The 14,337-nt window shown below is 54.5% G+C and carries 15 protein-coding genes; all 15 read left to right on the forward strand.

Translation table 11 applies throughout. The features are described 5' to 3' along the window. A partial coding sequence (locus DMX10_RS30135; RefSeq protein ID WP_146603082.1) for a type VI secretion system Vgr family protein occupies positions 1-1,253 on the forward strand: 1,253 nt, incomplete at its 5' end. 4 nt (positions 1,254-1,257) lie between these two features. Then, positions 1,258-2,031, forward strand: a complete 774-nt coding sequence (locus tag DMX10_RS30140) for a hypothetical protein (protein WP_218281347.1) — start codon at positions 1,258-1,260, stop codon at positions 2,029-2,031. Beyond that, positions 1,991-2,377, forward strand: coding sequence for a hypothetical protein (locus DMX10_RS32675; RefSeq protein WP_146603083.1), 387 nt, complete (start codon positions 1,991-1,993; stop codon positions 2,375-2,377). The genes DMX10_RS30140 and DMX10_RS32675 overlap by 41 nt, the downstream gene beginning before the upstream one ends. 255 nt (positions 2,378-2,632) lie before the next feature. Continuing rightward, positions 2,633-4,606, forward strand: a complete 1,974-nt coding sequence (locus DMX10_RS30150; RefSeq protein ID WP_236206654.1) for a lipase family protein — start codon at positions 2,633-2,635, stop codon at positions 4,604-4,606. Beyond that, on the forward strand, positions 4,603-5,394 hold the full coding sequence (locus tag DMX10_RS30155) for a hypothetical protein (RefSeq protein ID WP_111264546.1): 792 nt from the start codon (positions 4,603-4,605) through the stop codon (positions 5,392-5,394). Before DMX10_RS30150 ends, DMX10_RS30155 begins: the two co-directional genes overlap by 4 nt. Further along, on the forward strand, positions 5,391-6,170 hold the full coding sequence (locus DMX10_RS32680; RefSeq protein ID WP_146603084.1) for a hypothetical protein: 780 nt from the start codon (positions 5,391-5,393) through the stop codon (positions 6,168-6,170). The genes DMX10_RS30155 and DMX10_RS32680 overlap by 4 nt, the downstream gene beginning before the upstream one ends. Positions 6,171-6,204: 34 nt before the next feature. Then, the gene (locus tag DMX10_RS32685) at positions 6,205-7,020 is read left to right on the forward strand and encodes a hypothetical protein (protein WP_146603085.1); all 816 of its coding nucleotides are present in this window, start codon (positions 6,205-6,207) and stop codon (positions 7,018-7,020) included. Between the two features lie 109 nt (positions 7,021-7,129). After that, positions 7,130-7,474 carry a hypothetical protein gene (locus DMX10_RS30160; RefSeq protein WP_146603086.1) on the forward strand — a complete coding sequence of 115 codons (345 nt, stop codon included), beginning with the start codon at positions 7,130-7,132 and terminating at the stop codon, positions 7,472-7,474. After that, positions 7,471-8,262: a hypothetical protein gene (locus DMX10_RS30165; protein WP_111264548.1), complete on the forward strand. Its 792-nt coding sequence runs from the start codon at positions 7,471-7,473 to the stop codon at positions 8,260-8,262. The genes DMX10_RS30160 and DMX10_RS30165 overlap by 4 nt, the downstream gene beginning before the upstream one ends. A 74-nt stretch (positions 8,263-8,336) precedes the next feature. Continuing rightward, a complete protein-coding gene (locus tag DMX10_RS32690; protein WP_146603087.1) occupies positions 8,337-9,047 on the forward strand; it encodes a hypothetical protein in 711 nt (236 codons plus the stop codon). Positions 9,048-9,051: 4 nt separating this feature from the next. Continuing rightward, positions 9,052-9,837: a hypothetical protein gene (locus DMX10_RS32695; protein ID WP_146603088.1), complete on the forward strand. Its 786-nt coding sequence runs from the start codon at positions 9,052-9,054 to the stop codon at positions 9,835-9,837. A 425-nt stretch (positions 9,838-10,262) separates the two neighbouring features. Further along, complete coding sequence (locus DMX10_RS32700) at positions 10,263-11,036, forward strand: hypothetical protein (protein WP_146603089.1); 774 nt, start codon at positions 10,263-10,265, stop codon at positions 11,034-11,036. Between the two features lie 400 nt (positions 11,037-11,436). Next, the gene (locus DMX10_RS30170; protein WP_111264549.1) at positions 11,437-11,703 is read left to right on the forward strand and encodes a PAAR domain-containing protein; all 267 of its coding nucleotides are present in this window, start codon (positions 11,437-11,439) and stop codon (positions 11,701-11,703) included. A gap of 3 nt (positions 11,704-11,706) precedes the next feature. Continuing rightward, positions 11,707-12,867 carry a hypothetical protein gene (locus DMX10_RS30175; RefSeq protein WP_111264550.1) on the forward strand — a complete coding sequence of 387 codons (1,161 nt, stop codon included), beginning with the start codon at positions 11,707-11,709 and terminating at the stop codon, positions 12,865-12,867. Between the two features lie 299 nt (positions 12,868-13,166). Continuing rightward, on the forward strand, positions 13,167-14,337 hold a 1,171-nt coding region (locus DMX10_RS30180), incomplete at its 3' end, for an ImcF-related family protein (RefSeq protein ID WP_305888074.1).

A 14,337-nucleotide genomic window follows, 5' to 3' on the forward strand; every position in this document is an offset into this window, starting at 1 on the left:
ACGTCCTGCGCACCCCGTCCAACAACAAGCTGCGCCTGGACGACACCCGTGGCCAGGAACACATCAAGCTCAGCACCGAGCACAGCGGCAAGAGCCAGCTCAACCTCGGCCACCTGGTGGATGGGCAACGGCAGAAACGCGGCGAAGGCTTCGAGCTGCGCACCGACGGCTGGGGCGTCATGCGGGCGGGGAAGGGGCTGTACATCAGTGCCGATGAGCAGGCTCTTGCCCAGGGCGATCTTCTGGAAATGGACGCAGCCATCGAACAACTCAGCAGTGCCCTGTCGCTGGCTCGTTCGATGAAAGCCGCTGCACTAGCCGCGCAGGTGAAACCGTGCGATCTCGACAGCCAGGCTCGCCTCAACACTGCGCTGACGGGGCTGGCGAAGCCTGGAGTGCTGCTGCATGCCCCCGATGGCGTGGGCATCCTCAGCCCCAGCACCGTTTGCGTGTCTTCCGGCAGCGAGAGTGTGGGTGTGATGGCGGGGCACAACCTGGATTTCAGTGCCGGCCGAGACCTGACCGCCGTTGCGCAGGAGTCGGTCAGTGTCCTGGCCCAATCGGCCGGCATGCAACTCAAGGCCGCGCACGGCAATGTCGACCTGCACGCCCAGGACGGCGACCTGCATGCGCTGGCAAGCGATGAACTCAGGATAGAGAGCACCGGTGGGCGGGTCGAGATAACCGCCCCTGAAGAGTTGGTACTGCATTGCGCGGGTGCCTACATCCGTATCAAGGGCGGAGAAATAGAGCTGGGTGCGCCCGGGAACATCTACCACAAGGTGGCGAATGTCCAAAAGCTCGGCAGTGCAAGCCTGACGACCCCGGCAACCCCCTTACCCGGCGGGTACAGCGCCAGCTATGTGCTTAAGAACGACGCGCAGGTGGCCATGCCCTTCACCAGCTACCGGATAACAACTTCGGCAGGTGAAGTATTCAGCGGCGTTACGGACAAAGACGGCAAAACCATGGCTGTCCATACCCTGGCGCCGGATAACTTGAAACTTGAACTCCCCCAGTCGGAGGACTGGATCGGATTCTTCGGACCAGAGGGCATGAGTTACGAAGGTATAGCGTGCAAGGCGACCATGGACGATGGCTCGGTGTTGGAAGGCCGGTTTGATGCTGACAATAAAGTACGGTTCACCTCCATAACGGGCAGCTCTTGCATCGCTCTCGAACTTGAGGGGCTGGACCGAAGTGAAGAACTTCCCAGTGCCGCAGCAGCCATGATACGGACGCTTGGGGAGTAGAACCGTGGACTCTTTCTATCGTTATTACTTGTACAAAGAATATCACCCGGCCGATGAGTCGGTTCTTGAAAAAGCCCTCGAAGCACTCGAGGGGGCGGCAATCAAGTTTTCTACTGATGCAATCAGTGATGCCAATCAGAGAGGGAACTACAACAAGAACATGCGGCGTGTGGTCGAGACGGTCAAAAGTGAGGTCAAGTCGGGCCGAATCAGCGTAAAGGAGGCTGCCGAGTTCTGCTATGAAATGCGGAACAAGATCATGGCGGAAACAAGGGCAAAGACTTCCGTTCAGGGGTTGGCGATAGCGGAGCGGCGAAAGCGTATTCCCCCTGAGCTTATTGATCTTCTCGATAAGTACGCCGTTGAACAATTTGGGAAGAAGTTCGCAGCGCTCACGGCCGGGCAGAAGAGCACGGTCCACTACACCATCGTCGAGTCTGCGGCGCGACCGGATGCTGTAATCAATACAACGAACAAGGTACTCAAGGTCGCGGGAAAAGTGGCGATTATCGTAACGATAATCTACGCCGGGTATGAGATTGCCAATGCCGAGAACAAAAAGAAAGAAACGATAAGGCAGGCGGGAACGATTGGAGGTGGAGTCCTCGGAACACTGGCGGCGGGCGCTCTGGTTTCAACGGCTTGCGGCCCCGGAGCCCCCGTTTGCGCGATCGCGCTCATGCTGGCCGGCGGTGTGGCCGGTGGTTTTGTGGCGTCATCCACCCTGGATTATTTTGATGATGAAATCGAAGAATTCACCAGATGGGCAATTAGATAAAGCCCCGCTGTGGATTGCCTTGTCCGATATGTTTGTAGACAGCGAAACCAACTATGCATGCATAGCACGTGTGGCAAGGAACTATCCCTTACCCGATGTCGAGTTTGCATTGTTCGAGCGGGTGGCACCTGTGTGCATCGGGAATATGTTTTCCCCCGTGCCCCCGATCTGGGGTGGGTTTCATGAAAAACAGTTGGTTGCTGATATCGAGGCGTACTCCAGGCAACGGTCCCGCCAAGGGGTGCTTGGCAGGATGGGCAGCTTTTTATTCGGGCGCTTTATAAGGCTCTACTGTTTCCATATGTGGGTTGACTTGAGAAAAGCGATCAGTGCGCCGGGCAATTAGATGGCGCGAAAGTTTGGATGTACGGCTCTCGCCTGCTGCTGATACATAGGGATGGATATGAACGGAACGCATCGCACGGACACACTCGGCACGGTCAAGGAAGTGCGAGGAGGGCCCCAGGAAAAGCACTGGATAGAGTTCGTTCTGCTTGATGAGCAGGGGGAACCATTAGTGGGCATGCCCTATCGCGCAGTAAATGACGCAACGCGAGCGCATTGCGCCCCAGAGTGTTCTGGCCAAAGCGATGCAAATGGAGTGATCCGCCTGGATGGGCTGCACCCCATTCCCATCACCCTGACGATTGCAGCCGCGCCCCTGGCCAATGCGCTGCAAACCCGCCGTCTTCGCGCGATGCGCCCTGAGCCGCAAAGGAGAGGGCTCCAGACACAGGGTTACGAGGCACCTCCCCCCGGCTGGTCGCCCATCGAGAGGCAGGCGCGGACGGCGGGCAATCTCTATCACTACCTTCGCCTTGGTCAGTTGTGCGATGGCCTGCCGCCACTCGACCCGCCTCTGCCAGATCCCCAGAAGCTGCCAGGCTTCCATTTTCCGGACCCGGGCTTCAGCGGCTTTACCGTACCGGCCGAGCAACTGAATCGCCGCCATGTCCTGGAGCTTTGCCCCTTCCGCGCCTGGCAGCTGGTGCTGCACCACCAGCCCGAGTACAGCATGGTCAATGGCTACAACCTGGGGCTGATGGCAAACCTGTCGTACAGCACCATCGTGCAGGACCAGCGCAAGAAAGCACGCCGGGCAGGTTGCGAGGTCGATCCCGAAACGCTGCCCGGCGCTGTGGAGGAGTTCTTCTTCCGCCAGTGCCTGGACCTTATGTGTACGCCGCAGATGCTCGACGCCAAGGGGCAGCAGTTCCCAGCGGTGGTGGTGGATGTACCTTTCGATGAGCGCTACACCACTGCGGTGATGCTCGACACCGTTGGGGTTGCTGCGCCTGAGGGGGCACCGGATACGCCACTGAGCATCATCCAGAACACCCAGCTCTTCTACTTCAGCAACGGGACACAGCTGGTGGTGGCCTGGCGGGGAACCCAAGAACTCATAGATTGGCTGACGGATGCCCAGTACCGCCCTCGTCTGACCGATGGCACGGACTGTGATGTGAAAATGACGACGAATAAGTGCACTTTTCTTGTTTCAGAGGGGAGTGTGCATCATGGTTTTTTGCACGCGTTTGAGATAGCGAAAAAATTGTTCGAGGATCATTTCCAAAATATTGAACAATTACTCGACGATAGGGTGCTTTTCATATGTGGCCATAGTCTCGGCGGTGCTCTGGCTCTAATTCATTCAGCTGAACTTGGAAGTCGCCTGCCGGTTCTCTACACCTATGGCATGCCCCGGGCCTTCACTCGTAAGGCCGTGGAAAGCCTGAGTGACATTGTTCATTTTCGCCATGTGAATGACGCCGATACTGTTACCAGCGTACCGCCCGAGGCCGAACTGGATAACTGGCTGTACAAGTCCTTTGGTCCGCTGGGGCCCACCCTTGGCTATACGTGGTCGGTGCCGCAGCTGTTGATCAGCAAGTTGACCGGCTTCGGCGACCCCTACTGGCACCATGGCCAGATCGCCATGCACTACCGGGCCGACCAGCATTATCTGGCCCGTCCCACAGGTGGGAACTTCCCGGCGTATCGCAGCAAGGAGGGCCTCGGCGCGCCCCACTACAGTTACGAAATCAAACGCCTGCCCGAGCGCGCCTTTCTCTACCTGGTGCCCAGCCTGGACGATGCCGCAAGCCGCTATGCCGGTGAAGAGCAGAAGGCACTGATGCAGTCGCTGGCGAAAACCAGCATGCAGCGCTACTTCCCGGCGCACACCAACCCGGACCGCAGTACCAGCCGAACCAGTGTGTTCGATCATTCGATGATCAGCGGCTACCTGCCCTTTTTGCATAACCAGTTGCTGGAGCTCAGTGATCCCGAGCGGCCCATGGAGCGCAAGGCCCAGCGCCAGCGTTTCGAAAAGCAGATGCATCACCCGGCCGTGGTCGAGGCGGAAAAGCAACGCAACGAGCACTTCCTTGCCCTGCAAAGGTTGTTGCCCATGACCTTGCCGATGACCACTGAAATGGCCGGCGGAACGGAGGCGCTGCAGCGCTTCTGCTGCGACCAACCAGCGGGGTTGCCCATTGAAATCATGCGAGCACGCCCCTACGGCCAGGCGGAGCCTGCGGAAGTAGTCGCACCCAAGGAGGTACTGACACCATGAATCCACTTTCCCATGCGGTCTATGCCGTGGCCGGGCTCTGCCTACTCGCGAGTCAGGCAGGTTGCGCACAACTAATGAACCAGGATCTTTCGCCGCCTCCTGGAGGCGAAACAGTCAGCGTCAGTGTGAAAGTTCCCAAGGACTTGGTTGCTAGAAAAATGCGGGTGATGTACCGCTCGGAGAAGTGTCCGATCACCCGTTCCGATGGCAGTGGCGGGCGTTACGAGATTGATGGAGCTAAGGCTATTGAAGTCGAACCTCAACGTCAGGGAATGACCGATATATATGAAGCAAAGTTGGCTAGGGACGGCGGCGGACTATGCAAGTGGAAATTGAGTAACGTAACTTTTGGTGTGCACTATGGAAGCCCTGATAAGTTTGGTGATGGGGCTCAGGTTGGTGGTGGGGGGGGGGTTATAGTGGTGTTTGACGATAATAGGCCTCAGCAAGTATCGCTATTACACCGTCCCGAAGAGGCTTTCGGTGATCTGATGGTTGAGAATAAATACTATGTGTGGATTTATGAACAATATTTGGTGCGTGAGGAAAAGAGGGTTTTATTGTTTGATGATGGCCGTTTGTATCGAACTTATAAAGCAAAAAATGCAAAGTCGGTAGTATTTATTCCATCTCTATATAGTGGTCTTATTTATTCGTTTGGGCGGAAAGAGGGTAAGGGGAAAGGGTCTACTAGAGTTATATATCCAGATGGTTCTGAAGTTTTTGGCGGTAATACTGAGCCAAATATTAATAAGCTTAAGGAAATTGAGGCGATGAAAAAGCGATGAGCCAGTTCTCACGAATGAATCTGGCCGGCGCCGCACTATGCTTAATTGCAACCCCAGTCGGCTGTGTACAACTAATGAACCAAGATCTTTCATCGCCCCCCGGAGGCGAAACAGTCAGCGTCAGTGTGAAAGTTCCCAAGGATCTGGTAGCCAACACGATGCGAGTGATGTATCGCTCGGAGAAGTGTCCGATCACCCGTTCCGATGGCAGTGGCGAGCGTTACGAGATTGATGGAGCCAAGGCTATTGAGGTCGTACCTCAACGTCAGGGAATGACCGATATATATGAAGCAAAGTTGGCCAAGGAGGGTGGCGGTTTCTGCGAGTGGAAACTGAGCAATGTGACGTTTGGCATTCATTTCGGCAATACCGAGCAGTTTGGTGAGAAGGTTGAATTCTCTGGTGGTGGGGAGGTTATTGTAATTTTTGATAAGAATCTGCCTCAGCAACAGAGTATGTACGGTGCGCGAGATATTGATGGGGATGTATTAATTGGCGAGGACTATTTTCCATGGCTCAGAAGAATTTTCCTAGGCGGGACAAATACACTAATTGAACTGCTTGGGCGGCAAAAATTTATAACATATAGGTCGTATTCGGCTAGTAAGGTTGTGTTTGAGCCTATCTATCATGCCGATCTGCTGGTGAAAACCAATGGTGTCAAGGTTTCTGGTGGTGGGGAGCTTGCGGAGGTTATTTATCCAGATGGGAGTAGTCAGTTTACAAATTCTGGGCCGAATATAAATAGGCTCAAGAAAATTGCGGCCAGTCGTTAGATGGTTAACAGTTTTTTCTTCATTGGTAAATGTCTTGGGTTTTATGTGTTCTGGTGGGTTTTTAGTTGTGGTAAATAAACTATGTGCGTCTCTTTATTTGTTGATTGCTGTTGTTCTATTTGTCACTCAAACAGCGTGCGCACAATTAATGAACCAGGATCTTTCACCGCCCCCCGGAGGCGAAACGGTCAGCGTCAGTGTGAAAGTTCCAAAGGACTTGGCTGCCAACAGAATGCGAGTGATGTATCGCTCGGAAAAATGCCCGATTAGTCGCTCTGATGGCAGTGGTGGTCGATACGAGATCGCTGGCGCCAAGATGATCGAAATTGAGCCTCAACGACAGGGTACGACCGACATATATGAGGCCAAATTATTTAGGGATGGAGGGGGGCGCTGCGAGTGGAAACTGAGCAATGTGACTTTTGGTGTTCGCTATGAAAATACAAGTCAGTTTGGGGCGGGAGTGCACTACGGTCACGGAGGGGGGGTAATTGTTATATTTGACGGTAATTTGCCGCAAAGACAGTCTATGGATGGGGTTGTAGTGGTCGATGGTGATCTTGAGATTAAAAAAGACTATTTCCCATGGTTGGTTGAGATTTTTCTTTATCAACCAAAGGTTTCAATAAATTTATTTGGTCTGCAGGACGTATATTCTTATCGCGCGCCAAAGGCCAGTCGAATAATTTTTGCCCCAGATGTGCATTCTAAATACCTTGTCCGTACTGTTGGAGCTCAAGGAGATGAGAAAAAATCCAGATCTAAAATAATATACCCTGATGGAAAGTATACTTTCGGAGGTTTGCGTCCAAATTTTTATAGGCTAATGGAACAGGTTGGGGAAAAGTAGTTTTATATCCCACAATTTAGAAGTTATTTATATGAATTTGCAGTGTTACTTCCCGGCGCACACCAATCCGGACCGCAGTACCAGCCGAACCAGTGTGTTCGATCATTCGATGATCAGCGGCTACCTGCCCTTTTTGCATAACCAGTTGCTGGAGCTCAGTGATCCCGAGCGGCCCATGGAGCGCAAGGCCCAGCGCCAGCGCTTCGAACAGCAGATGCATCACCCGGCCGTGATCGAGGCGGAAAAGCAACGCAACGAGCACTTCCTTGCCCTGCAAAGGTTGTTGCCCATGACCTTGCCGATGACCACTGAAATGGACGGCGGAAAGGAGGCGCTGCAGCGCTTCTGCTGCGACCAACCAGCGGGGTTGCCCATCGAAATCATGCGAGCACGCCCCTACGGCCAGGCGGAGCCTCCGGAAGTAATCGCGCTCGAGGAGGTACTGACGCCATGAATCCATTTTCCCATGCGGTCTATACCGTTGCCGGACTCTGCCTACTCGTGAGTCAGGCTGGTTGTGCCCAAGTAATTAATCGTGGCCTTTCACCACCCCGCGGAGGGGAAGCTGTCAGCATCAGTCTTAAAGTTCCTAAAGATCTAGCTGCTGACTCGATGAAAGTTATGTATCGCTCTGTGAAGTGCCCGATCACTCGTTCTGATGGGAATGGTGGTCGATATGAAATCGATGGTGCCAAAGAGATCGAAGTCGAACCGCAGCGCCAAGGAATAACCGATGTTTATGAAGCAAAATTGCCCAGAAATGGTGGTGGTACTTGTCAGTGGAAATTGAGCAACGTGACATTCGGAGTGCGTTTTTGGAATACAGAGCCATTTGGTAAAAATATTGAGCCCATTAGTGGTGGCGGGATAATTGTTGTTTTTGATGAAAATCTGCCACAGAGAATTTCAATGTATGGTGCGGCGGAGGTTTCGGGAAATCTAATGGTGAGAAACCACTATTACCCTTGGGTGAGCGAATCTTTCTTAGGGGGCTATAGAAAGCTGGTTAGGCCATTTACTCAGGGTGATTTATTCTTGACGTATACGGCCTTGCGCGCGGAAAAAGTGTTTTTTGAGCCGATCGTACATAATGAGTTAATTGTTTATTCAGTTGGGCCAAAAATAAAAAAGACAGGAAATTATACAAAATTCATCTATCCCGATGGCAGTTCGGTTGCTGATGGAAGCAGTAGGCCAAATTTCAAAATATTAGAGGGGATCCGGCTGGGGCGAATACGGTGAGAATTTCATGTTTTTATATCCGTTTAATAGTGCTTGGATTGCTTGTTTTGTTTAGCTCGGGAGGCTGCTCACATATGGTCAGTCGAGAACTATTACCGCCTCCCGAAGGCGAAACGGTCAGCGTCAGTGTGAAAGTCCCCAAGGACCTGGCAGCCAACACGATGCGAGTGATGTACCGCTCGGAGAAGTGTCCGATCACCCGTTCCGATGGCAGTGGCGGGCGTTATGAAATTGATGGTGCTAAGGCAATCGAAGTCGAACCTCAACGTCAGGGAGTGACCGATATATATGAAGCAAAGTTGGCAAAGGATGGTGGCGGTTTCTGCGAGTGGAAGCTGAGTAACGTAACTTTTGGGGTTCGTTATCAGAGCGTTACTAAGTTCGGTCAGGATGCTCAGGTCGGCGGTGGGGGTGGGATGTTAGTTATATTTGACGATAATAGACCGCAGCAAGTATCGCTTTTGCGGCGACCTGAGAAGATTTTCGGTGATTTGGTGGTTGAAAATGGATACTACGTATGGGTCCATGAGCACCATTTAATAGAGGAAGAGACATGGGTTTGGCTGTACGATGGAGTAGGGTTGTATCGTACCTATAAGGCAAAAAATGCAAAATCTGTGATCTTTAAGCCGTTTTTACATAAAGTGGGGGTTGTTCGTTCTTTTGGTCCAAAAGAGAAGAAAGAAGGAAATCACATACGTTTTCTCTATCCGGATGGATCTGTAAGTTCTGACTATCGTTCTGAGCCAGATATTAGAAAGCTTAATGAACTAAGGCGGCGATAGAGCGATGAGCCAGTTTTCACGAGTGGACTTGGTCGTTGCTGCGTTATGTCTGCTGGTGAGCCAAACAGGTTGTGCGCAAGTAATGAATCGAGAGCTCTCACCTCCCGCGGAAGGTGAAAAAATAAGCATTACTTTCAAAGTATCCAAGAATTTAGTGGTTGATACGATGCGTGTAATGTATCGATCGGAGAAGTGTGGTGCTTCTCGTTTAGATGTAAATGAAGAGCCTTTTAGAGTGGAGGGATATAGAGCTATAGAGGTAACTCCGAAGCAATCTGGGAATAGTGGTTTTTATGTCGCAAATTTGGATAAGGACGGGGGGGGAGCATGTCGCTGGAAGATAAGCAATGTGACTTTTGGGGTGCGATACCAAACCTCAGAACGGCTTGGAGTGGATGCTGAATCTGTCAGTGGGGGTGGGGTGATAGTGGTTTTCGATGAAAATGCGCCTCAGGAAGTTTCCATGTATGGAGTGAAAGATGTGGGTAAGGATTTAATTATCAAAAAAAACTACTATCCCTGGATAAGTGAGTCATTCTTAGTTAGGCGCGAAAAAATGATTAGACCGTTCACGGATGGTGATCTGTTTGTGGCTTATCGTGCTCGATATGCAAGCAAAATTTTTTTTGAAGCAGTTTCGCATGACAAATTTTTTGTTAAGTCAGTTGGGCCTAAGGTTAAAGAAGATGGAAACTACACAAAATTTATTTACACCGATGGCTCCGTCGTAGCAAGTGGTAGCAGTAGGCCGGATTTCAAAAAACTAGAAGCAATAAGGTTGGGGCAGTAGGTAGGGGGCGTGTGTTCCGGAATCACCCGATGACAGCGGGGTTGCTACTCATGTCTGGCCCAGTTGGATGCACGCAACTAATAAATCAAGACCTTTCACAAAACCGGAGGTGAAGCCGTTAGCTTCAGTATGAAACCTCCCCAAGACTTGGCTGCGAGGAAAATGCGGTACCACTCCGAGAAATGTCCGGTCTCCCGCTCCAATGGCAGTGGCGGGCGTTATGAGATTGATGGCACCAAGGCTATTGAAGTCGAGCCACAAGATATATATGAAACAAAGTTGGCCATAGATGGTACGAGGGCAGGGATGTCCCAAAAAAAAAGGGAATTACGTTCGTTTTTCCTATCCGGATGGCTCTGTAAGATCTGATTCTCGTACTGAGTCAGACATTAGAAAACTTAATAAACTAAGGCGGCGATAGAGCGATGAGCCAATTTTCACGAGTGGACTTGGTCGTTGCTGCGTTATACCTGCTGGTGAGTCAGACAGGTTGCGCACAATTAATGAACCAGGATCTTTCACCGCCCTCCGTAGGCGAAACGGTCAGCGTCAGTGTGAAAGTTCCCAAGGATCTGGTAGCCAACACGATGCGAGTGATGTATCGCTCGGAGAAGTGTCCGATCACCCGTTCCGATGGCAGTGGTGGTCGATATAAAATCGATGGCGCCAAGGCAATCGAAGTCGAACCTCAACGGCAGGGTATGACCGATATATATGAAGCAAAGTTGGCCAAGGATGGGGGCGGTTTCTGCGAGTGGAAACTGAGCAATGTGACGTTTGGCATTCATTTCGGCAATACCGAGCAGTTTGGTGAGAAGGTTGATTTCTCTGGTGGTGGGGAAGTTGTTGTGATTTTTGATAACAATCTGCCTCAGCAGCAGAGTATGTACGGTGCGCGAGATGTTGATGGGGATGTGCTAATTAGTGAGGACTATTTTCCTTGGCTTAGTAAGATTTTTCTAAATGGAGAAAGGTCAGTGATTGAGCTGTATGGAAGTCAGAGTTTTTTGACGTTTAAATCACTGTCGGCGAGAAAGGTTGTATTTCAACCCAGATATCATGCTGATTTGCTTGTGAGGACTATCGGCGTTAAAGCAGCTGGAGGGGCTCCGGAGGTAGTTTACCCGGATGGAAGTAGACAGTTGGCAAGATCTAGGCCGAATATAAATAGACTCAAAGAAATTGCAGCCGACCGTTAGCCGTTTAAGAATTATTTCTTTCTAGGAAAGTATCAGTGAAATCTATAATTTTTTGATGAGCTTACAGGTGCGGTAGATGGGTAATGTATACGTGAGGGGCTGGGTGCTTACAAACCCCAGTTCATATATATGAAGATTGCATATGGCCGGTAGTTTCGCAGCCTTGCTTTGGTTGTCAGAAGGACTCATGAGCCTGGGGCCTATGGAGTGGTGGTTGCATTCAATGCGGGCTGTATCTCTTCTTTATTGAGTTCATTGCGTGCTGGTTAGGCGGGCTGGGTCTGCACAAGCATGGGCCGGATAGTTAGCGCTCGATCGGTGTTGATGCGTCGTCGGAAACTGAGTGTGATTTTCTAGCGGGCTCGTCGTTTCAATTGTTTATGTGATCAAGGAAGAATTTATGTCCCGAGGATTCGTTTTGCTAGGTGATAAGACCACCCATGGTGGGCAAGTCATTTCCGCCTCTTCCACCTACCGAGTCCATGGCAAGTTGGCGGCACTGGTCGGTGATCTGGTCAGTTGTCCCATTCCTGGCCACGGTGTGAACCCCATTGTCGAGGGGTGCGCGGACTGGTCCGAGAATGGTCGCGCGCTGGTGGTGGATGGATGTCGAAGTGCTTGCGGTTGCCAGGTGATCTCCAGCGCACCAGATTGTGCGGTGATGTGAGCCATGGCTTGGAATCGTCGCGCCCCTGAGGCCATCGTTGCTCCTGAGCCGCTCTCGACTGCTCGTTGGCTTGGTGCGGGGCTGTTGATGGCGGTTGTCGGTATCGTTTTTTTTATGCTGGCGGCCGCTGGTGAGATCCCGGTACTGGGCACCTTCAATACCTGGATGCTATCGGCTTTGCCTTTGCTGCTCTGGTTATTGGCGTTCAGCGCGCGTGCTTATCGCTACGGTAGGGCGCTCGGTCGATTCCAGTTCCTGACGGATGAGGCGGCAGAGGCAGGGAGTGCCTGGAACCAATGGGCTCAGCGCAATATGGCGGTGCTGGCCAGTTGTGTCGTGTTGCCGGACCAGATCTCGGCCGCCGCGCTTGCCCAGGGTGCGGACAGTCTCCCCCCGCGCATAGGGACGGCCAGGCGAATCGTTTCTCTGCCCGCAGAGGTTGGGCGACTCCAGGTTGGGCTGGATCTGTTGCTGAAAGGGGTGCAGCCAATGTTGGCGGGACTTACCGCCGAGCACCCCGTGCAGGTCACACTTCTCAGCGACCTGGCTCCTGAGGAGTCCGAGCAGCTTCGCAGTGCATGGGATGGTTGCTGCGAGCGCCTGGTGCCGGAGCTGGCCACGGTCGTTCCTCGCTTTGCTCACGCACTGTCCCCTGATTGGATAGAGGCGTCCCTCAAAAAGCCGGGCACCCATATCGACCTGATCCTCGTTCTTCAGGTTAACGGCGAAGAGAAATACTCCGACGGCCTTGCTGCGTTGCTGTTGTGTCCGGATGTCTTGGCCGACCTTGAGCATTTGACGGTAGAAGCCCGACTGCTGCGCCCCATGCCTTTGGCGCTGCAGCAGCTTGATCAGGAGTTGCCGTTGTTCCTCCAAACCCAGTCACAGGCGCGATCGGCCACGGCGATCCTGGCTGACAGCATGCATTGGAAAGCGTCGCTCGCCACCCTCCTTTCTCTCAATCGAGTGCATGGCGGCGAGTTGCGAGCCGAGTGCCAGTGGATCCAGGAGTCGCTGAGTGGACTGCCAGGGCCCATGAGCCACTGGTTGGCCGCTGCACTGGGAGCTGATATGGCCCGGCATCGACAGCGGCCATTGCTACTGATCACACGCGAAGGGTCGCAGCACTGGATCAGCACCCTAACCACAGGAGGCAGCGCATGAAGGGGTATGGCAACGCTTGGAGCCGAATTGGCGTCGCAATGCTGATCGTTGTAGCGGCGACGCTTGTTGGTGTGTTGATCTGGCGATTCGGCGGCAAGATTGGCCTGGTGGGGGATCTGCACAAGCTGTGCGCGTTCCTGTCGATCATGTTCATCGGGATCATCGGTTTTACGCTTCCCAGGGTGCTGGCCTACCTCGAAGGGCGGCAACATCGGGATCAGAGCCTGGCTTCAGGGGTGTTGCCGAGCCCTGATGGGAAGCTCCCGTCATCCTCTCGGGGCGTGAAGCTGCCCTCCCATATGAGTGCGCTATACGGGCCGTTCTGGCACCGCCGCGCCCGCCTGCTTCTGGTGATCGGCGAGCCGGACGAAGTCACGGCCATCGCTCCCGGCCTGGCCGGTGCGCAATGGCTGGAAGGCGAGGGTGTCGTCCTGCTCTGGGGCGGTGCGGCCGAGGAGGCCGCTGGCGATGCGCGTCTCGAACGGTGGCGCCGGCTCCGTCCGCGTCGGCCCGTGGATGGCATCGTCTGGGCGCTCAGCGCGCAGCAAGGTGCCGATGCGGACTACCTGGCCCGCTACCAGCGCCAGTTGCGGGATATCGCCAGGCGGCTGCGCTGGCAGGCGCCGGTGCACCTCTGGGAGGTCGGCCGCAGCGAGTGGGAGCAACCGGCCACCGAGGCCGCGGTGGGCTGCACGCTGGCGCCTCGCGCCGGGCCGGCGCAGCTGGAAGGCCGTCTGGGGCAGTTGCTCGAGCCGCTGCGTGAGCAAGGGCTCGCCCGGATGCAGGCCGACAACCGCCATGACTTTCTCCTGCGTCTCGCCCAGGGCCTGCGGGACGAAGGCATCAACCGCTGGCGACGGACCTGGGAGCACTTGCAGCGCAGCCACGGGGTGATGCCGCGCGGGCTCTGGTTCAGCCTCGCGATGCCGGGCGCCGGGGGCACTGCGGTGCATCATTGGCTGCCGCCCCCGGCCTGGCGAGGCGTGCTGGCGGACCGGCACGGCGGCCGGCCCTACGGGTGGCCCTGGTGGCGCACCGCGACCGCCGTCGCGCTCGGCCTCGTCGCCTTCTGGGGGCTGGGCACGCTGCTCTCCTTCGCTGGCAACCGTGTCCAGATCGCCGAGATGCAGGCCGTCCTGGCCACCCTGGACCAGCCCCGGGAAGGCGACGAGCAACTGCTTGCCCTCAACGCGCTGGTCCATGAGCTCGACCGCCTCGACCAACGCGCCAGGCACGGCGTGCCCTGGTACCAGCGCTTCGGCCTGAGCCAGAACGACGGCCTGCTCGCCGCGCTCTGGCCCCGCTACGAGGCGGCCAACAACCGGCTGGTCCGCGACCCGGCAGCGGCCGGCCTCGAGCGCCAGCTGCGCGGGCTGCTCGGCCTGGCGCCGGGCAGCGCCGAGCGCGCCACCCGGGCCCGGGAGGCCTACGAGCCGCTCAAGGCCTACCTGATGATGGCCCGGCCGGAGA

Source organism: Pseudomonas sp. 57B-090624, assembly GCF_003234055.1.
In the GTDB taxonomy this organism is placed as follows: Bacteria; Pseudomonadota; Gammaproteobacteria; order Pseudomonadales; family Pseudomonadaceae; genus Metapseudomonas; species Metapseudomonas tohonis.